Origin of the sequence: Citrobacter sp. wls829 (genome assembly GCF_005280825.1) — a bacterium.
Lineage (GTDB): Bacteria > Pseudomonadota > Gammaproteobacteria > Enterobacterales > Enterobacteriaceae > Citrobacter > Citrobacter gillenii.
On sequence record NZ_SZWP01000056.1, the window covers coordinates 20,183 to 46,862 of the forward strand.

At 53.3% G+C, this 26,680-nt stretch carries 25 protein-coding genes and 3 pseudogenes; 12 read left to right on the forward strand and 16 right to left on the reverse strand.

The annotated features are described in order from the left end of the window. Positions 1–159: 159 nt before the first annotated feature. Together FDW88_RS10785 and prs are read right to left on the reverse strand one after the other, a co-directional pair. Positions 160–1,649 (reverse strand): annotated as a pseudogene (locus FDW88_RS10785) (nicotinate phosphoribosyltransferase). Positions 1,650–1,663: 14 nt separating this feature from the next. Beyond that, the gene (gene prs, locus FDW88_RS10790; RefSeq protein WP_137362542.1) at positions 1,664–2,524 is read right to left on the reverse strand and encodes a ribose-phosphate diphosphokinase; all 861 of its coding nucleotides are present in this window, start codon (positions 2,522–2,524) and stop codon (positions 1,664–1,666) included. A gap of 192 nt (positions 2,525–2,716) precedes the next feature. On the opposite strand from prs, the gene FDW88_RS10795 reads away from it, so the two are divergent. From FDW88_RS10795 to FDW88_RS10810, 4 genes and pseudogenes are all read left to right on the forward strand, one after another. Then, positions 2,717–3,436: an NUDIX domain-containing protein gene (locus FDW88_RS10795; RefSeq protein WP_137362543.1), complete on the forward strand. Its 720-nt coding sequence runs from the start codon at positions 2,717–2,719 to the stop codon at positions 3,434–3,436. Between the two features lie 35 nt (positions 3,437–3,471). Then, positions 3,472–4,534: pseudogene (locus FDW88_RS10800) on the forward strand (hydrolase). Between the two features lie 2 nt (positions 4,535–4,536). Continuing rightward, positions 4,537–4,755, forward strand: coding sequence for a YheU family protein (locus FDW88_RS10805; RefSeq protein WP_096759303.1), 219 nt, complete (start codon positions 4,537–4,539; stop codon positions 4,753–4,755). Positions 4,756–4,807: 52 nt separating this feature from the next. Then, complete coding sequence (locus tag FDW88_RS10810) at positions 4,808–5,677, forward strand: phosphoribulokinase (RefSeq protein ID WP_096759302.1); 870 nt, start codon at positions 4,808–4,810, stop codon at positions 5,675–5,677. 72 nt (positions 5,678–5,749) lie between these two features. On the opposite strand, the gene FDW88_RS10815 is transcribed toward FDW88_RS10810, so the two are convergent. After that, positions 5,750–6,154, reverse strand: a complete 405-nt coding sequence (locus FDW88_RS10815) for an OsmC family protein (protein ID WP_096759301.1) — start codon at positions 6,152–6,154, stop codon at positions 5,750–5,752. A gap of 309 nt (positions 6,155–6,463) precedes the next feature. Here FDW88_RS10815 and crp point away from each other — a divergent pair, with 309 nt between their 5' ends. Both crp and FDW88_RS10825 read left to right on the forward strand, forming a co-directional pair. After that, positions 6,464–7,096 carry a cAMP-activated global transcriptional regulator CRP gene (gene crp, locus FDW88_RS10820; protein WP_000242758.1) on the forward strand — a complete coding sequence of 211 codons (633 nt, stop codon included), beginning with the start codon at positions 6,464–6,466 and terminating at the stop codon, positions 7,094–7,096. A gap of 51 nt (positions 7,097–7,147) precedes the next feature. Then, complete coding sequence (locus FDW88_RS10825; protein ID WP_096759300.1) at positions 7,148–9,235, forward strand: YccS/YhfK family putative transporter; 2,088 nt, start codon at positions 7,148–7,150, stop codon at positions 9,233–9,235. On the opposite strand, the pseudogene FDW88_RS22800 reads toward FDW88_RS10825, so the two are convergent. From FDW88_RS22800 to ppiA, 6 genes and pseudogenes are all read right to left on the reverse strand, one after another. After that, a pseudogene (locus tag FDW88_RS22800) lies at positions 9,228–9,326 on the reverse strand (hypothetical protein); the annotation flags it as partial. The gene FDW88_RS10825 and the pseudogene FDW88_RS22800 sit on opposite strands and share 8 nt — an antisense overlap. A 4-nt stretch (positions 9,327–9,330) precedes the next feature. Continuing rightward, positions 9,331–10,548, reverse strand: coding sequence for an aspartate aminotransferase family protein (locus FDW88_RS10830; protein WP_137362544.1), 1,218 nt, complete (start codon positions 10,546–10,548; stop codon positions 9,331–9,333). An 85-nt stretch (positions 10,549–10,633) separates the two neighbouring features. Continuing rightward, a complete protein-coding gene (gene pabA, locus FDW88_RS10835) occupies positions 10,634–11,197 on the reverse strand; it encodes an aminodeoxychorismate synthase component 2 (protein ID WP_117342455.1) in 564 nt (187 codons plus the stop codon). Between the two features lie 31 nt (positions 11,198–11,228). Beyond that, complete coding sequence (locus FDW88_RS10840; protein ID WP_117342456.1) at positions 11,229–11,831, reverse strand: putative adenosine monophosphate-protein transferase Fic; 603 nt, start codon at positions 11,829–11,831, stop codon at positions 11,229–11,231. Then, positions 11,821–11,988 carry a YhfG family protein gene (locus FDW88_RS10845; RefSeq protein ID WP_115257317.1) on the reverse strand — a complete coding sequence of 56 codons (168 nt, stop codon included), beginning with the start codon at positions 11,986–11,988 and terminating at the stop codon, positions 11,821–11,823. Before FDW88_RS10845 ends, FDW88_RS10840 begins: the two co-directional genes overlap by 11 nt. Before the next feature lie 107 nt (positions 11,989–12,095). After that, positions 12,096–12,668 carry a peptidylprolyl isomerase A gene (ppiA, locus tag FDW88_RS10850; RefSeq protein WP_096759295.1) on the reverse strand — a complete coding sequence of 191 codons (573 nt, stop codon included), beginning with the start codon at positions 12,666–12,668 and terminating at the stop codon, positions 12,096–12,098. Between the two features lie 264 nt (positions 12,669–12,932). Here ppiA and tsgA point away from each other — a divergent pair, with 264 nt between their 5' ends. The 6 genes from tsgA to FDW88_RS10880 all read left to right on the forward strand — a co-directional run bounded on the left by tsgA (position 12,933) and on the right by FDW88_RS10880 (position 20,062). Next, entirely contained in the window at positions 12,933–14,114 is a 1,182-nt protein-coding gene (gene tsgA / locus FDW88_RS10855) for an MFS transporter TsgA (protein WP_137362545.1), read from the forward strand. Positions 14,115–14,386: 272 nt separating this feature from the next. Further along, positions 14,387–16,930: an NADPH-nitrite reductase large subunit gene (gene nirB, locus FDW88_RS10860; RefSeq protein ID WP_096759293.1), complete on the forward strand. Its 2,544-nt coding sequence runs from the start codon at positions 14,387–14,389 to the stop codon at positions 16,928–16,930. Beyond that, complete coding sequence (gene nirD / locus FDW88_RS10865) at positions 16,927–17,253, forward strand: nitrite reductase small subunit NirD (protein ID WP_115257314.1); 327 nt, start codon at positions 16,927–16,929, stop codon at positions 17,251–17,253. The genes nirB and nirD overlap by 4 nt, the downstream gene beginning before the upstream one ends. A gap of 206 nt (positions 17,254–17,459) precedes the next feature. Further along, positions 17,460–18,269: a nitrite transporter NirC gene (gene nirC / locus FDW88_RS10870; RefSeq protein ID WP_115257313.1), complete on the forward strand. Its 810-nt coding sequence runs from the start codon at positions 17,460–17,462 to the stop codon at positions 18,267–18,269. 11 nt (positions 18,270–18,280) lie between these two features. Then, positions 18,281–19,654 (forward strand): siroheme synthase CysG, encoded by a 1,374-nt coding sequence (gene cysG / locus FDW88_RS10875; protein WP_137362546.1) that lies wholly within the window; start codon positions 18,281–18,283, stop codon positions 19,652–19,654. A 240-nt stretch (positions 19,655–19,894) separates the two neighbouring features. Next, positions 19,895–20,062, forward strand: coding sequence for a DUF4223 family protein (locus FDW88_RS10880; protein ID WP_096759289.1), 168 nt, complete (start codon positions 19,895–19,897; stop codon positions 20,060–20,062). Positions 20,063–20,168: 106 nt separating this feature from the next. On the opposite strand, the gene trpS is transcribed toward FDW88_RS10880, so the two are convergent. The 7 genes from trpS to aroK form a co-directional block, all read right to left on the reverse strand. Then, complete coding sequence (trpS, locus tag FDW88_RS10885) at positions 20,169–21,173, reverse strand: tryptophan--tRNA ligase (protein WP_096759288.1); 1,005 nt, start codon at positions 21,171–21,173, stop codon at positions 20,169–20,171. Then, the gene (gene gph, locus FDW88_RS10890) at positions 21,166–21,924 is read right to left on the reverse strand and encodes a phosphoglycolate phosphatase (RefSeq protein WP_117342457.1); all 759 of its coding nucleotides are present in this window, start codon (positions 21,922–21,924) and stop codon (positions 21,166–21,168) included. The genes trpS and gph overlap by 8 nt, the downstream gene beginning before the upstream one ends. Next, a complete protein-coding gene (rpe, locus tag FDW88_RS10895) occupies positions 21,917–22,594 on the reverse strand; it encodes a ribulose-phosphate 3-epimerase (RefSeq protein ID WP_096759286.1) in 678 nt (225 codons plus the stop codon). Before rpe ends, gph begins: the two co-directional genes overlap by 8 nt. Positions 22,595–22,611: 17 nt before the next feature. Beyond that, positions 22,612–23,448, reverse strand: coding sequence for an adenine-specific DNA-methyltransferase (gene dam, locus FDW88_RS10900; protein ID WP_115257312.1), 837 nt, complete (start codon positions 23,446–23,448; stop codon positions 22,612–22,614). Positions 23,449–23,565: 117 nt separating this feature from the next. Next, entirely contained in the window at positions 23,566–24,876 is a 1,311-nt protein-coding gene (gene damX / locus FDW88_RS10905) for a cell division protein DamX (protein ID WP_115257311.1), read from the reverse strand. 96 nt (positions 24,877–24,972) lie between these two features. Beyond that, on the reverse strand, positions 24,973–26,061 hold the full coding sequence (aroB, locus tag FDW88_RS10910) for a 3-dehydroquinate synthase (protein WP_137362547.1): 1,089 nt from the start codon (positions 26,059–26,061) through the stop codon (positions 24,973–24,975). Positions 26,062–26,116: 55 nt separating this feature from the next. Continuing rightward, positions 26,117–26,638 (reverse strand): shikimate kinase AroK, encoded by a 522-nt coding sequence (gene aroK / locus FDW88_RS10915; protein WP_003023552.1) that lies wholly within the window; start codon positions 26,636–26,638, stop codon positions 26,117–26,119. Positions 26,639–26,680 lie beyond the last annotated feature (42 nt).

Genomic DNA, 26,680 nt, shown 5'->3' on the forward strand with positions numbered 1-26,680 from the left:
GCTTAACACTGGAAAGAGTGTGCGCTCTGGTGAGAAAGTCATCAATTAAGCGTAGGCGTGAATCATTAGCTTGAGAGTAATAATTGAAGTAACGATTTGTGATGAGGATCAATTTAAGCGGGGTAAGTAAAGCGGGTATCGCTACCCGCTTGCAGGAAATTATTTTTGCGCCGCCAGGCGCTGGCGGATATCGTCGAAATGTTGACGGTGATAAAGCTTACCGTCGAGGAAGCGGGTTTTCAGCTCGCCTTCCTGCTCCTGTTGCCAACGTTGTTCATCATGCAGTCGTAACTCGCCCTGCTCATCACGTGCAACGCGCAGCAGCCCGCGGGCAGAGCGTTTCAGACCATTGTCGGTTTTCGGCTCCTTAAAGATGGTCCGGCCTTTACCGTTCACTTCTCCCCAGGTCGCTTTCATCGCAAAGCCAAAGGTATCTCGCGTGTTGTACTGATAGGTAAACGATCCCACCCCGAACACCACGTTTGAGCTGGCAAAGCCTTTAGCCTCGAGGCGACGCAAGATTTCATTCGCCCGCTCCAGCGTAATGGAGTCGCCATAAATCAGCCCTACATGCGGGTCGAGCACCTTATACCCTTTGGCGTTTACCGTACCGCCAAAAATCTCCCACAGCACCTCCACGGAACCTTTTTCCTCTGGCGTACGTTCGGCACGGTTATCGTCATCTAACCCAGTGCCACACAGAATATCGACCGGGTTACCGCTGTCCGGGCGGAACACCACCCGCCCCTCACGCGCCAGAATGATGTGCTTCAGTTCCCGGGTATACTCCGTCAGCACCTGCCAGTAGTCCCAGGTATCGGAGACTATCGACACAAATCCCTGCGGGTACAGATCGGCAATCAGACGACGGAAGGTTTCGATCTCGTGTTCGCGCTCGCCCATGCACATCACGCTGTGCTCGGTGGCTGGAATGCTGGCGCCGATGAAATACGCCTCGCCGTCGGTGTAGTAATCACGGGCATACAGCAGCGACGGAATACTGTCAGTGCCTTTAAAGCTCAGCAGATGCCCGCCGCCCGCCTGCATGGTGTCCTGCAATCCTGACATACCGCGAAACGAAAAGTCATGGCACTGGAAGTCAAGGTGCGTCATATCGCTACAGGTTTTTTCTGCCCAATGCGCACAGATTTTGCGGTAGTGATGCGCGATGGTGGCATTGGTTGAGGCTTTCCACAGCTCAGCCGACAGTACCGTCTCGAGGTAATTCACCAGCCAGAAAAACTCAGGTTGAGTATTGATGATGGTTAATACCGGCACCGCCATCGGGACTTTGCTGCCTTCATCCAGTGCTTTAATGTGCAACGGCAGATAACCCAGCTGATGCAGCGCACGAATGTGATCAACCGCCACGGCATCTTTTCCCAGATACCCGTCCATCACCTGCTTGTATTCACTGACCACCTCTTCCTGCGGTCGGGCAAAGAACGCCTCGTTAAACAAATCAACCAAAAACCACTGCAAAAACCCTGCAGACCGAAGAACACCAGCTTGCCATCCGGCAACGGCGACGAGAAAAAGCGATCGCTGCGCGGGGTAAAGTTGGAATAGACCCGGCTGGTGCCCTGCGGATACTGCACGCGGTGAGACACTTTGTAGCCATCAATAGCCAAGATTGGATTCATTTTCATAACAGGTGTCTCCCTCAGGCGCGGTAAATCGCGTCAATGTCGATAAGTTCAAGCTGCGGATGGGCCAGCGTAGAGGACGCTAACGATGTGGTGGTGTAAACGGCGTCAATGCCGTTGGCAAACAGGTGCTCAACGCCCTTAGAAAAGATCCCGTGGGTGACATACAGGCTGACGCTGCGCGCGCCGGCATCGCGTAAAACCTGGGCAGAGCCAATGAAGGTGCCGCCAGCGTCGCACAGGTCGTCGACAATCAGCACATCCCGGTCTTTAACATCCCCGGCAACCAACGCGAAACCCGTCAGGTTGCCGCTGGCGACATCGCGTTTTTTGCTCAAAATGGCGTATTCAGCAGTCCCTGCGGCTCTGGCGACAGCATCAATTTTCTTTAATGCTCCGGCATCAGGAGCCACCAGCATCAGCGCGTTTTGCTGGAACTGGCGCTGCAAGGTCGCGCTTTGCAGCAGACAGACTTCCTGGGGAATAGTGATGAAATTATCGATAGCCGCTGCCGCCGCGTCGCTGTGTGGATCAAGTACCTTCACCTTGTCGAACTGCAACGTATTGAGCTGACGGGCAAAAACCTTCAGCGCAAAGCTGTCGCCCGCAACCATATGTCGGTCCTGGCGCGCCCACGGCAGCCAGGGAAGTTCAAGATGGCTGACCCGTACATCGGTCTGATGGCGCACCGCGTCGACCAACTGCGCCAATAGCATAAAGTCGTTCATATCGCGCATCGCCGCGGCACGAATGCGCATCTGGTGAGCGAAGGATGGTAATGCGTCGGTGACTTTCAACCAGACGGCCCCATCAGGAAAAATACCGCTGGCAATAGCGTAAGCCTGGTCATCCAGCGTTAAGGTTAATTTTACGCTCATCTCGCTTCCCCTTTGAATTGTGTCCCTTCGACACAATTAATAATGTCTCTAAGACAGTTATTAAGCAAGCATAAAATAAAGTATTTTTGAACGTGCGCTAATCAACTGATAATCAATGGAAAAAAAACGCACCTTGCCCACCGATACCGGGCTGGTACACTTGGCAGCGTTGCACATCATCGCGAGTACCTTATGACCACCGAAGCCGACTACCTGAATCAGTACGATGCCCGCCACTTTCCCTCCCCGCTGGTAACGGTGGATAGCGTGTTGTTTACCGTGCATCAACAGGCGCTGTGCGTGCTGCTGGTCGAACGGGCAAACCAGCCGCAGAAAGGACGTTGGGGATTACCCGGCGGCTTTATTGATATGGCACACGATGATTCCACTCGCGCCACAGCGCTGCGTAAACTCACTGAAAAAACAGGCGTTTCGCCTTCGTGGCTGGAACAGCTGGACACATTTTCCGGGCCAGATCGTGACCCGCGTGGCTGGAGCCTGACGGTCACCTGGTTTGCGCTTATCGCCTGGGTGGACTGCGAACCGCATATTGCCAGCGTCAGCGATGCCCGCTGGGTCCCGGTTGATAAGCTTGCCGACTATCCGCTGGCCTTTGACCACCAGGCGATCATTGATGCCGCCCTGAACCGGCTGCGGCAAAAAACGAAATATTCTTTACTGCCCGTTTATTGTTTGCCGGATACCTTTACCCATGGTCAGCTACAGGAAGCCACAGAGGTTATCCTCGGCCAGCCGATTCAGCGCAAAAGCCTGATCCGCCGCTTTGAGGCCTCAGATATGTTTGAAGATACCGGTGAAAGCATGGCCACCGGCACGCGGAAAGCCCGCCTGTGGCGACGTAAACCGGGTGTGGATTTTCATCTTTTCTCACGTAACCTGCTGGCTGAATAAGTACAAAATCACATATTGGCTAACCCGCAGGCTCTGTGCGCGGTATAGTCGCTGTTTTCGATGATTAATTGCTCTGGTGTTATGGTTGAAATCACTCCAACAGAAATGAATCTCCCTGCCGATGATTCGCGAGAATTCCGCCCGATGCGCGGGATCAGTAATCGCCATCTGCAGACCATGCTGCCACGTTTAATTCGCCGTAAGGTGAAGTTCGACGCCCACTGGCAGCGTCTGGAATTACCCGACGGCGACTTTGTCGATCTGGCATGGAGTGAAGATCCGCATCAGGCGAAGCACAAACCGCGTCTGGTGGTTTTTCACGGTCTGGAAGGTAGCCTGAACAGCCCGTACGCCCACGGTCTGATTGAGGCGGCGCAAAAGCGCGGTTGGTTAGGTGTGGTGATGCATTTTCGCGGCTGCAGCGGCGAGCCGAATCGCCTGAACCGCATTTATCACTCCGGCGAGACCGAGGACGGTACCTGGTTTTTACGCTGGCTGGAGCGCGAGTTCGGCCGCGTGCCAACCGCAGCGGTCGGCTACTCGCTCGGTGGCAACATGCTGGCCTGCCTGTTGGCCAAAGAAGGGAACGCTATCCCGATTGATGCCGCGGTTATTGTCTCCGCCCCCTTTGTGCTGGAAGCCTGTAGTTATCATATGGAAAAAGGGTTCTCCCGCGTTTACCAGCGCTATCTGCTTAATCTGTTAAAAGCCAATGCCTCGCGTAAGCTCGAAGCTTATCCTGGCTCGCTGCCGGTAAGCCTGGCACAGCTGAAGTCCCTGCGCCGCATTCGTGACTTTGACGATCTGATCACCGCCAAAATCCACGGTTTTGCCGATGCGATAGACTATTATCGTCAGTGTAGCGCCATGCCACTACTCAACCTGATCGCTAAACCGACGCTGATTATTCACGCCAAGGACGATCCTTTTATGGATCACCACGTGATCCCCAAACCGGAAAATCTGCCCTCACAGGTGGAATATCAGTTAACCGAGCACGGTGGACACGTCGGGTTTATTAGCGGCACGCTGCGCCATCCTGAGATGTGGCTGGAATCCCGTATCCCCGACTGGCTGACAACGTATCTGGAGGCATAATCATGCAGATCCCCTGGCAGGACTTATCCCCTGAAGCGCTGGACAATCTGATTGAAAGCTTTGTCTTGCGCGAAGGCACCGATTATGGTGAACATGAACGTTCGCTCGAACAAAAAGTCGCCGACGTCCGACGCCAGTTACAATCTGGCGAAGCTGTACTGGTATGGTCAGAACTGCATGAAACGGTCAACATTATGCCGCGAAAACAGTTTCGCGAATAACCCGCAGCCGGCGGCTGACTATAATAAAAACTAACCTATCCATGGAGTTATTATGTCTGCCAAACATCCGGTGATTGCGGTAACAGGATCCAGCGGCGCGGGGACCACCACCACCAGCCTCGCGTTTCGTAAAATTTTCGCCCAGTTAAATCTGCGCGCCGCCGAGGTGGAAGGCGACAGTTTTCACCGCTATACCCGTCCGGAGATGGACATGGCGATCCGCAAAGCGCGCGACGCCGGGCGACACATCAGTTACTTCGGCCCCGAAGCCAACGACTTCGGCCTGCTGGAACAAACCTTCAGCGAGTACGGCCAGACCGGCAAAGGCCAGTCACGAAAATATCTGCACACCTACGATGAGGCCGTACCGTGGAATCAGGTTCCGGGAACGTTTACCCCGTGGCAGCCGCTGCCTGAACCCACAGACGTCTTATTCTATGAGGGCCTGCACGGTGGCGTGGTGACGCCGCAGCAAAACGTGGCGCGGCATGTTGATCTGCTGGTCGGCGTGGTACCGATCGTCAATCTGGAGTGGATCCAGAAGCTGACCCGCGACACCAGCGAGCGCGGTCACTCCCGCGAGGCGGTAATGGATTCGGTGGTACGTTCAATGGACGACTACATTAATTACATCACCCCACAGTTTTCCCGTACGCATATTAACTTCCAGCGTGTACCGACCGTCGACACCTCTAATCCTTTTGCCGCCAAAAGCATTCCGTCACTGGATGAAAGCTTTGTAGTGATTCATTTTCGTAACCTGGAAGGCATCGACTTCCCGTGGCTGCTGGCGATGCTGCAGGGCTCATTCATTTCCCATATCAATACATTAGTGGTGCCGGGCGGCAAGATGGGGCTGGCGATGGAATTGATTATGCTGCCGCTGGTCCAGCGACTGATGGAAGGCAAAAAAATCGAGTAAAGCGTGGGAAGTGCCCGATGGCGTTACGCTTATCGGGCCTACAAATCAACATCATCCATCCGTCATCAAGGATTACGCGGCAATCACTTCATAGGAATGGGTAATATTCACCGCTTTTTCCAGCATCAGCGCCACGGAGCAGTATTTTTCCGCGGAGAGATCGACGGCGCGAGACACCGAAGCGTCTTTCAGATCGTTGCCAGTAACGATGAAATGCAGATTAATATGGGTAAACAGACGCGGCGCTTCTTCACGACGCTCGGAAGTGAGCTTCACTTCGCAGTTGGTCACATCCTGACGACCCTTTTGCAGGATCGACACCACATCAATGGCGCTACAGCCACCCGCAGCCATGAGTACCATTTCCATCGGGCTCGGCGCTTTATCACCGGAGTTACCGTCCATCAAGATTTGGTGGCCTGAGGCGGACTCACCGAGGAAGGTTAACCCCTCAACCCACTTTACACGCGCTTGCATATTTCGTAACTCCAATGTTTCAATTTTCCTGACAGATTACGCGTACATAACAATTCTCGCAACGGAAGGCGACCTGAGTCATGCTGAAGCGAGACACCAGGAGACACACGGCGAAAGCTATGCTAAAACAGTCAGGATGCTACAGTAATACATTGACGTACTGCATGTATGCAGAGGACATCACATTACAGGCTGCAGTTCACTTTTTAGCAGCCCCTTTCCCAGGTAGCGGGAAGCATATTTTTGCAACCCCAGAGGCAGCGTCGTGTTCTGACTCTGGAGACAGCTTATAACAGAGGATAACCGCGCATGGTGCTTGGCAAACCGCAAACAGACCCGACTCTCGAATGGTTCTTGTCTCATTGCCATATTCATAAGTACCCATCGAAGAGCACGCTGATTCACCAGGGTGAAAAAGCGGAAACGTTGTATTACATCGTTAAAGGCTCAGTGGCAGTGCTGATCAAAGATGAAGAAGGGAAAGAAATGATCCTCTCTTATCTGAATCAGGGCGATTTCATTGGTGAATTAGGCCTGTTTGAAGAAGGCCAGGAACGTAGCGCCTGGGTACGTGCCAAAACCGCATGTGAAGTTGCTGAAATTTCATACAAAAAATTTCGTCAATTAATCCAGGTTAACCCGGATATTCTGATGCGCCTGTCTTCTCAGATGGCTCGTCGCCTGCAGGTAACGTCCGAAAAAGTGGGCAATCTGGCCTTCCTGGATGTCACCGGTCGTATCGCCCAGACCCTGTTGAACCTGGCGAAACAACCTGACGCGATGACCCACCCGGACGGCATGCAGATCAAAATCACCCGTCAGGAAATTGGCCAGATCGTTGGCTGCTCCCGTGAAACCGTTGGTCGTATCCTGAAAATGCTGGAAGATCAGAACCTGATCTCCGCGCACGGTAAGACCATCGTCGTCTACGGCACGCGTTAACCTCGTCGAAATGGCGCGTTACCTGGTAATGCGCCATTTTTGTTTGCACCGATGTGGCGAAGACTGATTTATCACCCCGAGATCAACTACGCACTACGACAAACGCTGGTGCTGTGTTTACCCGTGGCTGTCGGTCTTATCATCGGTCAGCTTCATCTGGGACTGCTGTTCTCCCTCGTCCCCGCCTGCTGCAACATTGCCGGTCTTGATACCCCGCATAAGCGATTTTTTAAACGCTTAGTTATTGGCGCGTCACTGTTTGCCGGATGTAGCCTGATCATGCAGCTATTGCTGGCAGAAAGCATTGCGCTCCCGCTGATCCTTACCGGCCTGACGCTGGTTCTCGGCGTGACCGCCGAGTTAAGCCCGCTGCATGCACGACTGCTGCCCGCCTCACTGATTGCGGCAATTTTCACGCTAAGCCTGGCTGGCAACATGCCGGTCTGGGAACCGCTACTGATCTATGCGCTAGGTACATTATGGTACGGCGCGTTCAACTGGTTCTGGTTCTGGCTGTGGCGTGAGCAGCCGCTGCGCGAATCGCTCAGCCTGTTATATCGCGAACTGGCCGATTACTGTGAAGCGAAATACAGCCTGCTAACCCAGCACGTCGATCCCGAAAAAGCGCTGCCCCCGCTGCTGGTTCGCCAGCAAAAAGCGGTGGATCTGATCACCCAGTGCTATCAGCAAATGCATATGCTGTCGGCGCATCACAACAACGAGTACAAACGCCTGCTACGGGCCTTTCAGGAGGCGCTGGATTTGCAGGAGCATATTTCCGTCAGCCTGCATCAACCAGAAGAGGTGCAGAAGCTGGTCGAACGCAGTCATGCAGAACAGGTGATTCGCTGGAATGCGCGCACCGTCGCCGACCGGTTACGCGTGCTGGCTGATGACATTCTGTATCACCGCTTGCCAACACGCTTTTCGATGGAAAAACAGATTGGCACGCTGGAGAAAATTGCCAACCAGCACCCGGAAAATCCTGTCGGGCAGTTTTGCTACTGGCACTTTAGCCGCATTGCCCGCGTGCTGCGCACCCAGCGTCCGCTGTATGCCCGAGATTTAATGGCCGACAAACAGCGCCGCCTGCCGTTACTCCCGGCCCTGAAAAACTATCTGTCGCTGAAATCTCCCGCGTTGCGTAATGCCGGGCGTATCAGCGTCATGCTGAGCATCGCCAGCCTGATGGGCAGCGCCTTACACCTGCCCAAACCTTATTGGATCCTGATGACGGTCCTGTTCGTCACGCAAAATGGCTACGGTGCCACGCGGGTACGCATTCTGCATCGTTCGCTGGGTACGCTTGTCGGGCTGGTGATTGCCGGCGTCACGCTGCACTTTCATATTCCGGAAGGGTTTACGCTGGCTGCCATGCTGGTCATCACCCTCGTCAGCTATCTGATCATGCGCAAAAACTACGGCTGGGCCACCGTCGGGTTTACGGTTACGGCGGTGTATACCCTGCAGTTGCTGACGCTGAACGGAGAACAGTTTATTGTGCCGCGCTTTGTCGATACGGTGCTGGGCTGTTTGATTGCCTTTGGCGGCACGCTCTGGCTGTGGCCACAGTGGCAAAGCGGCCTGCTGCGCAAAAACGCCCACGACGCTCTGGAAGCTGACCAGGAAGCTATTCGCCTGATCCTCAGCAACGATCCACAGGCCACACCGCTGGCGTATCAGCGTATGCGGGTCAACCAGGCGCATAACACGCTGTTTAACTCACTGAACCAGGCGATGCAGGAGCCAGGATTTAACTCACATTACCTGGCCGATATGAAACTGTGGGTCACGCACAGCCAGTTCATCGTCGAACATATTAATGCGATGACCACGCTGGCCCGGGAACACACCATGTTGACGCCGGATTTGGCGCAGCGGTATCTGCAGTCCTGTGAAATTGCGATTCAGCGTTGTCAGCAGCGGCTGGAATATGACGGGCCGGGAAGCTCCGGTGATGTGAACATTCTCGAGTCGTCGGAGATGCTGTCCCACGGTCCATTAAGTACCCTGGAGCAGCATCTGCAACGTATACTGGGGCATCTGAATACCATGCACACCATTTCGTCGGTGGCATGGCGTCAACGCCCGCACCACGGTATCTGGCTGAGCCGCCGGTTGCGGGATATGAAAGGTTAAGAGATTTGCCGGATGGCGGCGTAAACGCCTTATCCGGCCTACGGAGTAAGGTGTGATTCGTAGGCCGGATAAGCGTAGCGCTATCCGGTAATCCATCAACCAATAACCTTCGCTACCGCCTGCGCAAAGCGCTGCATCCCTTCATCGATATCCGCCTCTTCCACCACCAGCGATGGCGCAAAACGCATGACGTCCGGCCCCGCGTTCAGCACCATAACGCCTTCATGAGCCGCGGCGTAGAGGAAATCACGCGCCCGACCTTTGAACTGCGGCTTCAGCTCCGCGCCAATCAGCAGCCCCATACCGCGAATATCGCTAAAAATGTCATACTGAGCATCTATTTTCTGTAAATGCGCAACAAATGCCTGACGTTTGACCTGAACACCGTCCAGCACGTCCGGCGTGTTGATAATATCGAACGCCGTCTCTGCAACCGCACAGGCCAGCGGGTTACCGCCGTAGGTTGAACCGTGCGAACCGACATGGAACGCAGAAGCGATTTCCTGAGTGGTCAACATCGCGCTCACCGGGAAACCGCCGCCGAGGGCTTTGGCGCTGGTCAGGATATCCGGCGTCACGCCGTAGTGCATATAGGCAAACAGGTCGCCGGTACGCCCCATACCGCACTGCACTTCATCAAACACCAGCAATGCCTGATGCTGATCACACAGTTCGCGCAGGCCCTGCAGGAATTCCGGCGTAGCGGCCATAACGCCACCTTCGCCCTGAATCGGCTCAACCACCACCGCGCAGGTGTGATCGTCCATCACCGCTTTTACCGCATGCAGGTCGTTAAACGGTACATGGATAATATCCGCCGGTTTTGGCCCAAAGCCGTCAGAATATTTTGGCTGCCCACCGACGGAAACGGTAAACAGCGAGCGTCCATGAAACGCATTATGGAAGGCGATAATTTTGGTTTTGAACGGACTATGGCGGACGCAGGCATAATGGCGTGCCAGCTTAAAGGCGGTTTCGTTGGCTTCAGTGCCAGAGTTCATGAACAGCACGCGTTCAGCAAAGGTCGCATCAATGATTTTGCGGCCTAAGCGCAGTGCAGGCTCATTGGTGAAAACGTTACTGGTGTGCCACAGGGTTTCGCCCTGCGTTTTTAACGTTTCGACCAAGGCCGGATGGCAATGCCCTAACGCGGTAACTGCAATACCACCCGCGAAATCAACATACTCTTTACCCTGTTGATCCCAGACTCGACTTCCTTTCCCTTTGACCGGAATAAACTCTGCCGGTGCATAAATCGGCAGAATCACTTCATCGAATGTCGCGCGCGTAATTGCAGTTTGTTCAGTTGCCATGTCATTACCACCCAGTTAAGCAGAAATGCTAGTGAAATTATAATCACAAAATATGAATAAAAAGTCACTGAATAGCAACTACAAATCACCGATTGAGGAAATTAGCCAGCAGCTGATGCCCCTGCTCACTGAGGATACTCTCCGGGTGGAACTGCACGCCTTCCAAATCCCACTCGCGGTGGCGAATGCCCATAATCTCCTGCGTTTCACTCCAGGCCGTTACCTCAAAGCAGGCCGGCAGCGTCTCAGGTGCAACCACCAGAGAGTGGTAGCGCGTCACCGTTAGCGGGTTCGCCAGCCCCTGAAAAACGCCCTGCCCGGTATGCGTAATCGGGGAGGTCTTACCGTGCATGACTTTCGCCGCCCGCACGACGCTGGCACCAAACGCCTGCGCCATCGCCTGGTGGCCCAGACAGACGCCCAGCATCGGGGTTTTTCCCGCATAGTGACGGATGACATCCAGCGAAATCCCGGCATCATCCGGCGTGCAGGGACCGGGGGAAATAACGATTTTTTGCGGACTTAACGCATCAATTTGCGCCAGCGTCAGCTCGTCGTTGCGCCTGACAAGGACCTCTGCGCCCAGTTCGCAGAAATATTGATACAGGTTCCAGGTAAAAGAATCGTAGTTATCGATAAGCAGGATCATGGCGGCTCCGGTACAGAAAAACCGCGCTATTCTACCCAGTTTCTCGGGCTTCGCTTACCACTTTACGAAATATCGCCCGCAGCGCCGACAGGTCGCCCATCGCACCACTCTGGTTGGCCTGATTCCACTCTTCGACCGGGATACCCTCCCAACTGAGCATATACCCGGCATGAACCGCTAACTGTTCGAAGAAAATACGCTGGGCCAGACCGCTGCCAATACGAAATGGGTGTAGCACATTAATTTCGCAATAATAATGCGCAAGTCGGTCGATAAACTTATCCGCCGACAGCCCCACCAGCCAGGACTCGTCTTCCAGGTCCTGCATCAGCGCGTTGCCCTCTTTCTCGATATAAGCAAAGTGGCAGAAGCGGGTATCGCCCTGGTAAATATCGACCTCGCGCAGATGGCCCGCCCAGTCAAAAATATCCTGATAGAGCTGGCGATGAATAGCGCACAGATGCGGCAGACCGCGTTTTAGCGGGCCCAGCCCAATCGTCGCCGCCCGCAGCGCCGTCAATTCGTAGGCCGCCTGCGCCAGACGCTGGGCCTGATGGACCCCGAGACGATTACGCATCACGTTCAGGCCCGGATACAAATAGGGATCGCGCCCATCACCGAATTTATCGCTCATAGTGCCTCCTCAATTCTTCAAGGCGCGCCAGGGCATCTTCAGCGCTCAGCGTAACCCGTGGAATCTCCACGCCTTCCAGACGTCGACTAGCCTGGAAATTGCCGTTTCGCAGCTGCTCCCAAAGACAGGACTTTTGTTTATCGGTGAGTTTTTTCACGTGACCTCCCTGAATGTGCCGGCACTTGCCACAAGTATAAGCAGCAATTTCGGGTTACGCAGAGAAGGGAGAGAACGCGGGCAGGAACCGCCCGCGCAAAAATACGATTACGGCAGAACTTTCGCAGACAGGATAACAATCGGTTTGGACGGAACGTTCTGGTAAGGGCCGACATCGTGAGTCGGCACTTGAGCTATCTTATCCGCGACATCCATCCCCTTCACCACTTTACCAAAAACGGCATAGCCGAAGTCACGCTGGCCGTGATCGAGGAAAGCGTTGTCCGCAATGTTGATAAAGAACTGGCTGGTCGCGCTGTCTTTGTCTGCGGTCCGCGCCATGGCAATGGTGCCACGGGTATTGCGCAGCCCGTTATCGGCTTCATTTTTGATTGGCGGGTTAGGTTTCTTCTGCTGCATCTGCTCGGTAAAACCGCCGCCCTGTACCATAAACCCAGGGATCACCCGGTGAAACGTGGTGTTGTTATAGAAACCACTATTTACATAATCGACAAAGTTTTGCACTGAAACCGGGGCCTTTTGACTGTTCAGCTCCAGCTCAATGTTACCAGCAGAGGTCGTCAGCAGTACACGTGGGTCACCTTTCGCTGCCAGTGCTGCGGGAGAGAGGGCAGAAAGAGCGAGAACAGCTGCAACAGCCGCCAGAGTCGATTTGAGCATGAGAATTCCTTTACAAGAGCAGAAATGAAGCAAGTGAATTGATTCTAAAGAGCCTTCCATGACAAGGCCATCCCTTTACTTAATTTTACGAATCTGAAACAAATGTAAATGCTTTGCAACGTGCATCAATGTGATCATGATCACATTGAAATATGTAATAGAAACAGCAGTTGCTAAAAAATATTTAAATACATCAACAAAACGCCTAAAATCCGCCCGCTCACGGCGCCTTCAATGCGCCTTACACTTCTATACAGGCCAGTCATGACTAACAGCAATCGTATCAAGCTCACATGGATCAGCTTTCTCTCCTACGCCCTGACAGGCGCGTTGGTTATTGTCACCGGGATGGTGATGGGAAACATCGCAGACTATTTCCATTTGCCCGTTTCCAGTATGAGTAACACCTTCACCTTTCTGAATGCCGGTATTCTGATCTCTATTTTTCTGAATGCGTGGCTGATGGAAATTGTCCCGTTGAAAACGCAGCTACGTTTTGGCTTTATTCTGATGCTGCTGGCTGTCGCCGGACTGATGCTCACGCATAGCCTGGCGCTGTTCTCCGCCGCCATGTTTGTGCTGGGGGTCGTCAGCGGGATCACCATGTCGATTGGTACTTTCCTGGTCACCCAGATGTATGAAGGTCGCCAGCGTGGATCTCGCCTGCTGTTTACAGATTCCTTCTTCAGCATGGCGGGCATGATTTTCCCGATGGTTGCCGCGTACCTGCTGGCGCGTAGCATCGAATGGTACTGGGTCTACGCCTGTATCGGCCTGGTGTACGTCGCCATTTTCCTGCTGACCTTTGGCTGTGAGTTCCCGGCGCTGGGTAAACACGCGCAGCAACCGGAAGCACCGGTGGCGAAAGAGAAGTGGGGCATCGGTGTGCTGTTTTTGTCCATCGCCGCGCTGTGCTACATCCTCGGTCAGTTGGGTTTTATCTCCTGGGTGCCGGAATACGCCAAAAGCCTCGGCATGAGCCTGAACGATGCAGGTAAGCTGGTCAGCGATTTCTGGATGTCCTACATGGTGGGTATGTGGGCGTTTAGCTTTATCCTGCGCTTCTTTGATTTGCAGCGTATCCTGACCGTGCTGGCAGGACTGGCAACCGTATTGATGTATCTCTTCATCACCGGTACGCCAGAGCACATGCCGTGGTTCATCCTGACGCTGGGCTTCTTCTCCAGCGCCATCTATACCACCATTATTACCCTCGGCTCCCAGCAGACTAAAGTGGCCTCACCGAAGCTGGTTAACTTCGTCCTGACCTGCGGCACCATTGGGACCATGTTAACCTTCGTGGTGACGGGTCCGATCGTTGCCCACAGCGGTCCTCTGGCCGCACTACAAACCGCGAATGGCCTGTATGCCGTGGTATTCGTGATGTGCTTTATCCTTGGGTTTGTCACGCGTCATCGCCAGCATAACGCACCGGCTGTGCAGTAAACCTGAATGCCGGATAGCGGCTCTGATTATCCGGCATTTATCACTCCCCTTTCTAACCCTTAGGATCCTGACCTATATCACACTAAAACCCCTTAATTTGTACGCTAATCATACAAACATGAAAAGCCTGTCAATTCCGTGACTTATAAAAACGCTGACAAATCAGTTATATACCTCTTAAGGAGTATATAAGGGCGAAATTGATTTGTATCAATAAGCGGGGTTGCTGAATCGTTAAGGTAGGCAGTAATAGAAAAGAAATCGAGGCAAAAATGAGCAAAGTCAGACTCGCTATTATCGGTAATGGTATGGTCGGCCATCGCTTTATTGAGGATCTTCTTGATAAATCCGATGCGGACAAGTTTGATATTACCGTCTTCTGTGAAGAACCCCGCAAAGCATACGACCGCGTACACCTGTCTTCTTACTTCTCTCACCACACTGCTGAAGAGCTGTCTCTGGTGCGTGAAGGCTTCTACGAGAAGCACGGCGTTAAGGTATTAGTCGGCGAACGCGCGATTACCATCAACCGCCAGGAGAAGGTGATCCACTCCAGCGCCGGTCGTACGGTTTATTACGATAAACTGATCATGGCAACCGGCTCCTACCCGTGGATCCCGCCAATTAAAGGTTCGGAAACGCAGGACTGTTTCGTTTACCGTACCATTGAAGACCTCAACGCCATTGAGTCTTGCGCTCGTCGCAGTAAACGCGGCGCCGTTGTCGGTGGTGGCCTGCTGGGTCTGGAAGCCGCAGGTGCCCTGAAAAGCTTAGGCGTTGAAACCCACGTGATTGAATTCGCCCCGATGCTGATGGCTGAACAGCTGGATCAGATGGGTGGCGAGCAGTTACGTCGCAAAATTGAAAGCATGGGCGTGCGTGTGCACACCAGCAAAAATACCAAAGAGATCGTCCAGCAAGGCACTGAAGCGCGTAAAACTATGCGCTTTGCCGACGGCAGCGAACTGGAAGTCGACTTCATTGTCTTCTCCACCGGTATTCGCCCGCGCGACAAACTGGCAACCCAGTGCGGCCTTGATGTCGCACAGCGTGGTGGTATCGTGATCAACGACGCCTGCCAGACCTCTGACCCGGATATCTACGCTATCGGCGAATGCGCCAGCTGGAACGACCGCGTTTATGGCCTGGTCGCACCGGGGTACAAAATGGCGCAGGTCGCCGTTGACCATATTCTCGGTAGCAAAAACGCGTTCGAAGGCGCAGACCTGAGCGCCAAGCTGAAACTGCTGGGCGTAGATGTCGGCGGTATCGGCGACGCACATGCGCGTACACCGGGCGCCCGTAGCTACGTTTACCTCGACGAAAGCAAAGAAGTCTACAAACGCCTGATCGTCAGCGAAGATAACAAAACGCTGCTGGGCGCGGTTCTGGTGGGTGACACCAGCGATTACGGCAACCTGCTGCAGCTGGTGCTGAACGCCATCGAACTGCCGGAAAACCCGGACTCACTGATCCTGCCAGCACACTCAGGCAGCGGTAAGCCGTCCATCGGCGTGGATAAACTGCCGGACAGCGCGCAGATTTGTTCCTGCTTCGACGTCACCAAAGGCATGCTGGTTGCCGCCATTAACAAAGGCTGCCACACCGTTGCAGCGCTGAAAGCCGAAACCAAAGCCGGTACTGGCTGCGGTGGTTGTATTCCGCTGGTTACCCAGGTGCTGAATGCCGAACTGGCGAAACAGGGCATCGAAGTCAACAACAACCTGTGCGATCACTTCCCGTACTCACGTCAGGAACTGTTCCATCTCATCCGCGTGGAAGGCATTAAAACCTTCGAGGAATTGCTGGCGAAACACGGTAAAGGTTACGGCTGCGAAGTATGTAAACCAACCGTCGGTTCCCTGCTGGCCTCCTGCTGGAATGAATACATCCTCAAGCCGCAGCACACGCCGCTGCAGGATACCAACGACAACTTCCTGGCCAACATCCAGAAAGACGGTACCTACTCCGTTATCCCACGCTCTGCCGGTGGCGAAATTACCCCGGAAGGTCTGGTTGCCGTGGGCCGTATCGCTCGTGAGTTCAATCTGTACACCAAGATCACCGGTTCTCAGCGTATTGGTCTGTTCGGCGCGCAAAAAGATGACCTGCCGGAAATCTGGCGTCAGTTGATTGAAGCGGGCTTCGAAACCGGTCATGCGTATGCTAAAGCGCTGCGTATGGCGAAAACCTGCGTGGGTAGCACCTGGTGCCGTTATGGTGTCGGCGATAGCGTAGGCTTCGGCGTTGAGCTTGAAAACCGCTACAAGGGCATTCGTACCCCGCACAAAATGAAGTTTGGCGTCTCTGGCTGTACCCGTGAGTGCGCAGAAGCCCAAGGTAAAGACGTGGGTATCATCGCCACTGAAAAAGGCTGGAACCTGTACGTCTGTGGTAACGGCGGGATGAAACCACGCCATGCGGATCTACTGGCAGCGGATCTCGACCGTGAAACGCTGATGAAATACCTTGACCGCTTCATGATGTTCTACATCCGTACTGCGGACAAACTGACCCGTACCGCACCGTGGTTAGATAACCTGGAAGGCGGCATCGAGTATCTGAAGTCTGTCATCATCGACGACAAACTGGGCCTGAACGAGCATCTGGAAGAAGAGATGGCGCGTCTGCGTGAAGCCGTCGTATGCGAGTGGACAGAAACCGTCAACACGCCGTCCGCGCAGGTTCGCTTCAAGCACTTTATCAACAGCGATAAACGCGATCCGAATGTCCAGGTCGTGCCTGAACGTGAACAACATCGCCCGGCCACGCCGTATGAGCGTATCCCGGTCACTCTGGTGGAGGAAAACGCATGAGCCAGTGGAAAAACATCTGCAAAATCGATGACATTCTGCCTGCAACAGGCGTCTGCGCCCTGTTAGGTAAAGAGCAAGTCGCGATTTTCCGTCCTTATCACAGCGACCAGGTGTTTGCGATCAGCAACATCGACCCGTTCTTCCAGTCCAGCGTACTTTCACGCGGGATTATTGCTGAGCACCAGGGCGAGCTATGGGTTGCCAGCCCGCTGAAAAAACAGCGTTTCCGCCTCAGCGACGGTCTGTGCATGGAAGACGAAAGTCATTCCGTGGCGCACTACGAAGCCCGGGTGAAAGACGGCATGGTGCAGTTGCGCGGTTAGTAAATTATTGGGAGGCGCAATGCCTCCCTTTTTAGATTTTTATTTTTGTTCCACTTTTAATCATTATCACAAAATCATTTGTGCTGCATCGCGGCGGCAACCGCGCAAATCCCCAGGAGCATAGTTCACTATGTGACTGGGGTGAGCAAGGGCTGCCAACAAAGAGGCAGTGCAAAGGATGAAGTGAGAAAAGGATAATCAAACACATGTTTACAGACACTATCAATAAGTGTGCGGCTAACGCTGCGCGCATTGCACGCCTGTCGGCCAACAACCCAATCGGTTTCTGGGTCAGTTCCGCCATGGCGGGCGCTTATGTCGGTCTCGGCATCATTCTTATTTTCACTCTCGGCAATCTGCTTGATCCATCCGTACGTCCGCTGGTGATGGGTGCAACCTTTGGTATTGCCTTAACGCTGGTGATTATTGCCGGTTCAGAGCTGTTTACCGGGCACACCATGTTCCTGACGCTTGGCGTCAAAGCGGGCACTATCAGCCACGGTCAGATGTGGGCTATTCTGCCGCAAACCTGGCTGGGAAATCTGCTCGGTTCCGTGTTCGTCGCCCTGCTGTACAGCTGGGGTGGCGGTAGCCTGCTGCCGGTCGATACCAGCATCGTACATAGCGTTGCCCTGGCGAAAACCACAGCCCCTGCCAGCGTACTGTTCTTTAAAGGTGCGTTGTGTAACTGGTTGGTTTGCCTGGCAATCTGGATGGCGATCCGTACTGAAGGTGCGGCGAAGTTCCTCGCCATCTGGTGGTGCCTGCTGGCGTTTATCGCTTCCGGCTATGAACACTCCGTTGCCAACATGACGCTATTTGCACTCTCCTGGTTCGGTCATCACAGCGATGCCTATACCTTGTCCGGAATTGGCCATAACCTGCTGTGGGTGACACTCGGTAATACTTTGTCCGGTGTCGTATTCATGGGGTTGGGTTATTGGTATGCTACGCCAAAATCGGAGCGTCCCGTTCCGGCAAAAATCAACCAAACTGAGGCTGCTGCCAATAATTAAGGGGTAATGTCGTGGATCATTTGCCTATATTTTGTCAACTACGTGACCGCGACTGCTTGATCGTCGGCGGTGGTGATGTCGCAGAACGCAAAGCGCGGTTACTGCTGGAAGCAGGCGCCCGTTTAACGGTTAATGCGCTAGCGTTTATTCCACAGTTCACCGTATGGGCAAATGAAGGCATGCTGACGCTGGTTGAGGGGCCGTTTGACGAAGCCCTGCTCGACTCCTGCTGGCTGGCGATCGCCGCCACCGATGACGATGCCGTCAACCTTCGCGTCAGCAACGCCGCTGAATCACGTCGCATCTTCTGTAACGTGGTCGACGCCCCAAAAGCGGCCAGTTTCATCATGCCCTCCATTATTGACCGTTCACCACTGATGGTGGCGGTCTCCTCTGGCGGTACCTCTCCTGTTCTGGCGCGACTGCTGCGTGAAAGGCTCGAATCCGTGTTGCCACAGCATCTGGGCCAGGTCGCGCAGTATGCAGGACAGCTGCGTTCCCGGGTGAAAAAGCAGTTCGCCAGTATGGGTGAACGTCGCCGCTTCTGGGAAAAGCTGTTTGTTAACGACAGGCTGGCGCAGTCCCTGGCAAACGACGATCGGCAGGCAATAGAAGAAACGACCGAGCAGATGCTCAGCGAACCGCTGGACCATCGTGGCGAAGTAGTGCTGGTTGGTGCCGGCCCAGGCGATGCCGGGCTGCTGACGCTGAAAGGGCTACAACAGATTCAGCAGGCCGATGTTGTGGTGTATGACCGCCTGGTTTCCGATGACATCATGAACCTTGTTCGTCGCGATGCCGATCGTATTTTCGTCGGCAAGCGTGCGGGTTATCACTGCGTACCGCAGGAAGAGATCAACCAGATCCTGCTGAACCAGGCGAAACAGGGCAAACGCGTAGTGCGCCTGAAAGGCGGCGACCCGTTCATCTTTGGTCGCGGTGGCGAAGAGCTGGAAACCCTGTGCCACGAAGGTATCCCGTTCTCTGTTGTTCCCGGTATTACCGCGGCGTCCGGCTGTTCAGCCTATTCCGGCATTCCGCTGACGCATCGAGATTACGCCCAGAGCGTACGCCTGGTCACCGGACACCTGAAGACCGGCGGCGAGCTGGACTGGGAAAACCTGGCAGCAGAAAAACAGACGCTGGTGTTCTATATGGGGCTGAATCAGGCGGCCACTATCCAGGAAAAATTGATCGCGTTTGGGATGCCAGTAGACATGCCGGTTGCGCTGGTCGAAAACGGGACCTCCGTGAAACAGCGCGTTGTCAATGGTGTACTGACGCAACTCGGTGAACTGGCGCAACAGGTGGAAAGCCCGGCGCTGATCATTGTTGGTCGCGTGGTTGGCCTGCGCGATAAGCTGAACTGGTTCTCAAACCATTAATATTCAGGCGCTATGTTTTCTGCATAGCGCCGTCTTTTGATTACTCTTCCAGTCATTATCCTTCATCTTTACTCATCATCAATTATTATTATTTAAAAATTCTTAAACCTACTATTAAGTTAAAAGAACAAGTAATAACTTCCTGGTCGCGTTATATATAGCAAGCTTAATTCACTACGTGTTTTTCGAAGCATATGGAATTGGCATACTGATATTTTATTGATTGATAGGGATTATTAAATGAAAAACATGCTTAAAGCTGCTGCAGTACTGCTGGCTCTCTCCACATTGACTGCCTGCACCGGTAGCGTTCAGAACAAAAACAAGACCTGTGATTACGATTATTTTCTGCACCCAGCCATTTCTATTTCTAAAATCATTGGCGGCTGCGGTGACACTGCGCTGTAATTATTTATATTCCGTATAAATATATAAAGCCGGGTTATCTCCCATGCCGTTATAATATTAAACAGTATAGGAGATAATCCGGCTTTTATTTTAGCCGCACGTTATATTACGGCTTCGCAACAAATCCAATTGCTTCATACACCGCTTTCAGTGTTTCTGCTGCGCGCGCACTGGCTTTTTCTGCACCATCTTTCATCACTTGCTGCAAGAAGGCTTCATCGTTACGGAAACGGTGGTAACGTTCCTGAAGCTCAGTCAACATACCGGAAACGGCATCGGCAACTTCACCCTTCAGGTGGCCATACATCTTGCCTTCAAAGTGCTGCTCCAGTTCCGGGATGCTCTTACCCGTTACGGCAGAGAGAATATCCAGCAAGTTGGCAACACCCGCTTTATTCTGCACATCGTAACGAACAACTGGCGGCTCATCGGAATCCGTCATGGCGCGTTTGATTTTCTTCACCACAGATTTCGGATCTTCCAACAGGCCGATCACGTTGTTGCGGTTGTCATCCGACTTAGACATTTTCTTCGTCGGCTCCAGCAGGGACATCACGCGCGCACCGGATTTCGGAATAAACGGCTCAGGCACTTTGAAGATGTCACCATACAGTGCGTTAAAACGCTGGGCGACGTCACGGCTCAGTTCCAGGTGCTGTTTCTGATCTTCCCCTACCGGTACCAGATTGGTCTGGTACAGCAGAATATCGGCAGCCATCAGTACCGGGTAGTCGAACAGACCGGCATTGATGTTTTCAGCGTAACGGGAAGATTTATCTTTGAACTGGGTCATGCGGCTCAGTTCACCAAAATAGGTGTAGCAGTTCAGCGCCCAGCCTAACTGTGCATGTTCCGGCACGTGGGACTGAACGAAAATGGTGCTTTTCTCAGGATCGATACCACACGCCAGATACAGCGCCAGCGTATTCAGCGTAGCATTACGCAGCTTCTGCGCGTCCTGGCGGACGGTGATAGCATGCTGGTCCACGATACAGTAGATGCAGTGGTAATCATCCTGCATGTTTACCCATTGACGCAGCGCACCCATATAGTTGCCAATGGTCAATTCACCTGAGGGCTGTGCGCCACTAAAAACGATGGGCTTAGTCATTTTTCAATTCCTGATTTTCGCTATTCGGAAGCCCGAGTGCGGGCAGAAGGTCATTAATGCTGTCATATATTACATCCGGCTGGCTGAGGTCGATCCCTTCACCGTAGTTATACCCATACGTAAGACCAACCGAAGGACAGCCAGCGGCTTTTGCCGCCTGAATATCATTGCGCGAATCACCCACAAAGAGCAATTTTTCAGGCGCAATCCCCATACGTGAGGCCACTAGCAGCAGCGGATCGGGATGCGGTTTTTTATTTTTCACGTCGTCACCGCCGATGACCACACTAAAATACTTGGCGATATCCAGTGCGTTAAGCAGCGGTGCCACAAACGGTGTCGGCTTGTTGGTTACCAGACCTAACGGCAGGCCTTTCGCATGCAGCGCGCCCAGCGTATCTGCAACGTGGGGAAATAAGAACGTCCCTTCTTCGGCAACATCACCGTAATAGCGGTCAAACAGCTTACGTAAAATACGCACCTGCTCAACGGCAGGAATGTCGTCATCGATGGGCGGTTTGCCCGTCGTTTTACGCAGCGTAGCGCGCTCAAGGCGAGCCCAGGTGAGTGCACGCTCCATCAATACATCTGCGCCATTACCAATCCAAGTAATCACACGTTCTTCGCCTGCAGTGGGTAATTCCAGCGCGTACAGCGCCATATCCACTGCGGCGGCTAATCCCGGCGCGCTATCAACCAGCGTACCGTCGAGGTCAAAAGCTACGCCCCGAATATCCTGAAATTTATCCATGACTTACCTTCGCCAGTTCATGGCGCATTTCATCAATGACTTTTTTGTAGTCAGGTTGGTCGAAAATCGCGGAACCTGCGACAAACATATCCGCACCCGCTGCGGCGATTTCGCCGATATTGTTCACCTTAACGCCGCCATCAACTTCCAGGCGAATGTCATAGCCAGACTCATCAATACGACGGCGAACTTCACGCAGTTTTTCCAGCGTTTGCGGAATGAAAGATTGCCCGCCAAAACCGGGGTTAACGGACATCAGCAGGATCACATCCAGCTTATCCATAACGTAGTCCAGGTAGCTCAGCGGCGTGGCCGGGTTGAACACCAGGCCCGCTTTACAGCCATTCTCTTTGATCAGCTGTAAGGTGCGATCGACGTGTTCGGAGGCTTCCGGGTGAAAAGTAATGATGCTGGCGCCAGCGGCAGCGAAGTCCGGGATAATACGGTCAACCGGCTTCACCATCAGATGCACATCAATAGGGGCGGTAATCCCATATTTGCGTAGCGATTTCAGTACCATCGGCCCGATAGTCAGGTTCGGTACATAATGGTTGTCCATGACGTCGAAGTGCACGACATCGGCACCGGCGGCCAGAACGCTCGCGGTGTCCTCACCCAGGCGGGCAAAATCAGCCGACAGAATTGAGGGGGCAATCAAATACTGTTTCATCCGCTTCTCCTTGAGAATTATTTTTTCGCAGGCGTTACGACTCCTGGTTTGTACAGAGCCAGCAGTTCATTCACCTTTTTACGTGTGCCGCCGTTGCTGCTTATACTGCGCCGCACTTTTACCTGAAAATGCTTCGCCGCTCGGTACCACTCGCGCGTATCGGGCGTGTCATGGTTCGAAATTAACACCGGGATCTGCTTACTGACCAGCTTTTCTGCCATTTCGGCCAGATGCGCCTGCTCTTTCGGGCTAAAGCTATTGGTGTGATACGCGGTGAAATTCGCCGTCGCCGACAGCGGCGCATAAGGCGGGTCGCAATAAACCACAGAGTTGATATCAGCACGCTCCATGCACTCTTCATAGGAGAGGCAATGAAACTCTGCATTCTGCGCTTTTTCGGCAAAATGATACAACTCAGCTTCCGGAAAGTAGGGTTTTTTATAACGGCCAAACGGCACGTTAAATTCTCCACGCAGGTTGTACCGACACAGGCCGTTGTAACCAAAACGGTTGAGGTATAAGAACAGTACCGCACGTCGGAACGGATCCTGGCTGGCGTTAAATTCTGTCCGGAACTGATAGTACACCTCAGACTGATTGGTCTCAGGGACAAACAGCTCGCGCGAAGCCTGCACATACTCATCGGTACGCGACTTCACGATGTTATAGAGACTGATGAGGTCGCTGTTGATATCGGCAAGAATATAACGAGAAAAGTCGGTGTTTAGGAACACCGACCCTGCACCCACGAAGGGTTCGACAAGACATTCGCCCTGAGGCAAATGCCGTTTGATATCATCAAGCAGGGGGTATTTTCCCCCTGCCCACTTCAGAAAAGCGCGATTTTTTTTCATGCTGACTAACTAATTACACCTTCTCCGGCTGTGGAGAAAGCTCCGACAGCATCCTGCGCTTTAGTCTTTGTCCCGCAATTGGGCGAAACATCAAACCATTGCAGAACATATCCTATCTTACTTCAGATCGGCCTGAACCTGATGCAGCGGTTTCGCCCACGGGTTTTTCGCCTGAATGTCGGCTGGCAACGTAGACACCGCACGTTTTGCATCGTCTTTAGATGCATATACACCCGTCACCAGAACATACCACGGTTGACCGTTACGCGTCGTCTGATACACCACGTAGTTCTTCAGGTTCTCTTTCTTCGCCCAACCGTTCAGGTTGTCGTAGTTAGAAGAACTGCTGAGCTGCAGAGTGTAATGACTGGACGGCGCTGATTTTAACGCCCCAACATTACCCGCCGTTTTTGCTCCGCCCGCTACAGGCGTTGCCGTAGTTGGCGCAGGAGTAGCAGTCTGCGCAGGTGTGGTGGTACTGACGGTTGCTTTAGGCTCAGCTGTCGCTTTTGGCGCAGTCGTTGCCGCAGGTGCTTTGGTCGTAGTAACCGGTGCAGTCACTGGCGCAGTCGGTTCAGTGCGCTTCGCCTGGGCAACAGGTTTTGGCTCTGTCGGCGTTGCTTTCACGGTCGTCTGCGGTTTGCTCTTCGGCTCAATAACGGCCTGTTTGCGTTCCGGACGCGCAGTCGCGTGACGCTCAGCAGGCTCCGTTGTTGCAGGACGCGCCGTAGTACCATTACGAACAGGTGCAACGGTAGCAGGTTCGGTTGGCAGCGTGGAGTTCACAACCACGTTGTTCACCTGTTCCTGACCTTGCGGTTGCGTCAGGGCATTATTCAGATCGCCCTGAACTTCAACACGCTGTTGACCTTCAGCGGCAACAGGTGCTTGCCCCTGAGTTGGCGTAGAAGAAATTGGCGGCAGAGAAACATCCTGCTGCGCATTGCCAGCCGGTTGCTCAGCAGTCGTTGCAGGCTGAGTTGTGCTCGCCTGATCGGTCGCGCTATTGCCAGAAAGATCGATACTCTTCTCACCAGACGCCGTCTGATCGCTGGAAGAGGGAGATGAGGGGGCTTTCAACGCTGAACCGATGCCGACTATCAACAGCAGCAGCACCAGAACCCCCACACCCATCATCATATATTGACGAGAGGCAGGTTTGCTGGCGGCCTTCTTACGCTTACGCGGACGGCGTTCTACACGCTCTTCATCCACGGTATCGTCATCAGATTCATAGTCTTCTTCAATGTCTTGCTCTTCGTCACGTTCTTTACGCGCGCGCGCTGGACGACGATCGTCAGTATCCAGATCAACATCATCAAAATTGATTTGCGGCTCATTATCGCGTTCAGACGATTGACGAGAACGACCAGTACGACGATCGCTGGGATCGGGTTTCAGCTCGTCTTCTGGTTTGAATTCATCCATTTAACACCCCACTCAAAGGTTAATGCTTACGACGTTGCACATAACCTGAAGCTAAAAGACTTACGCCTTACAACGCAAGCCGGACCTTTCTTGTTGTTACGCCTGCTGGCAATCAGCAATAGCGTTAAGAACCACCTCGTGCGACACTCCGCCGCGCATTTCACTCTTCCCTATTGCTAACGGAAGCACTAAACGCATCTCCCCCGCCAACACTTTTTTATCTCGCAGCATGTGCGGTAAATAGGCCTGAGTGGACATCTCACGTGGTCCATCAACCGGTAAGCCTGCCCGCTTCAGCAGCGTAATGATGCGCTGCGTGTCCGCGGAGCAAAACTGACCCAGACGTTCTGACGTACGAGCAGCCATTACCATACCTGCGGCCACCGCTTCACCATGTAACCAATTGCCATAACCCATTTCAGCTTCGATTGCATGGCCAAACGTATGTCCCAGATTCAGTAAAGCACGTAAGCCCATTTCGCGCTCGTCTGCTGCGACAACTTCTGCCTTCAGCTCACAACAACGGCGGATACAGTACGCCATTGCCGGACCGTCCAGATGCAGTAATGCGTCCAGATTGTCTTCCAGCCAGCTGAAAAATTCACCGTCAAGGATGATGCCGTATTTGATCACTTCCGCCAGACCCGACGCCAGTTCACGCGCAGGAAGCGTTTTCAGACAGTCGAGATCCACCACCACGGAAGCGGGTTGGTAAAAAGCACCAATCATGTTCTTGCCGAGGGGATGGTTTACGGCGGTTTTGCCGCCAACGGAGGAATCAACCTGCGACAACAGCGTTGTCGGAACTTGAATAAAACGTACGCCGCGCTGATAGCTGGCGGCTGCAAAACCGGTAAGATCGCCAATCACGCCGCCGCCAAGAGCAACCAGCGTGGTATCGCGACCGTGCGGTTTTTGCAGTAATGCTGTGAATACCGTATCCAGCACCGTCAGGCTTTTATACTGCTCGCCGTCGGGAAGGATGACGCTATCAACATTAACACCCGCCTGTTCAAGTACGCCGCGAATCTTATCGAGATAAAGGGGAGCCAGGGTTTCGTTGGTCACCAACATAACCTGATCGCCCGATTTCAGCGGTAAGAATGAAGCCGGCTCATTAAACAAACCAGCCGCGATGGTGATAGGGTAACTACGTTCCCCGAGAGTGACTGTAATCCTCTCCATGACGCGACATCCACCTTAGTTACTTGTACCCGCAGACGAGTGTATTAAGCCAGAATCAGTTGCTTTCCAACATATGAATAATCTGGTTTGCCACGACTTTAGCGCTCTGATCATCGGTGCGAATGGTCACGTCAGCAATCTCTTCATACAGAGGATTGCGTTCGTCAGCCAACGCTTCCAGAACTTCGCGAGGCGGTGATTCTACCTGCAGCAGTGGGCGTTTCTTGTCGCGTTGAGTTCGCGCAAGTTGTTTTTCAATTGTCGTTTCAAGATAGACCACGACGCCACGCGCGGAAAGACGGTTACGTGTTTCACGTGATTTAACAGAGCCACCGCCAGTTGCCAGCACAATACCCTGTTTTTCCGTCAACTCGTTGATGACTTTTTCTTCGCGATCGCGGAAGCCGTCTTCACCTTCTACATCGAAGACCCAGCCCACATCAGCTCCGGTTCGTTTCTCAATCTCTTGATCAGAATCGTAAAATTCCATATTGAGTTGTTGAGCTAACTGGCGCCCAATAGTGCTTTTTCCGGCACCCATAGGCCCAACCAGAAAGATATTGCGTTTCTCTGCCATTTTTTCGGTACTACTAAGACTATTCGTTAATGATAAACCCGC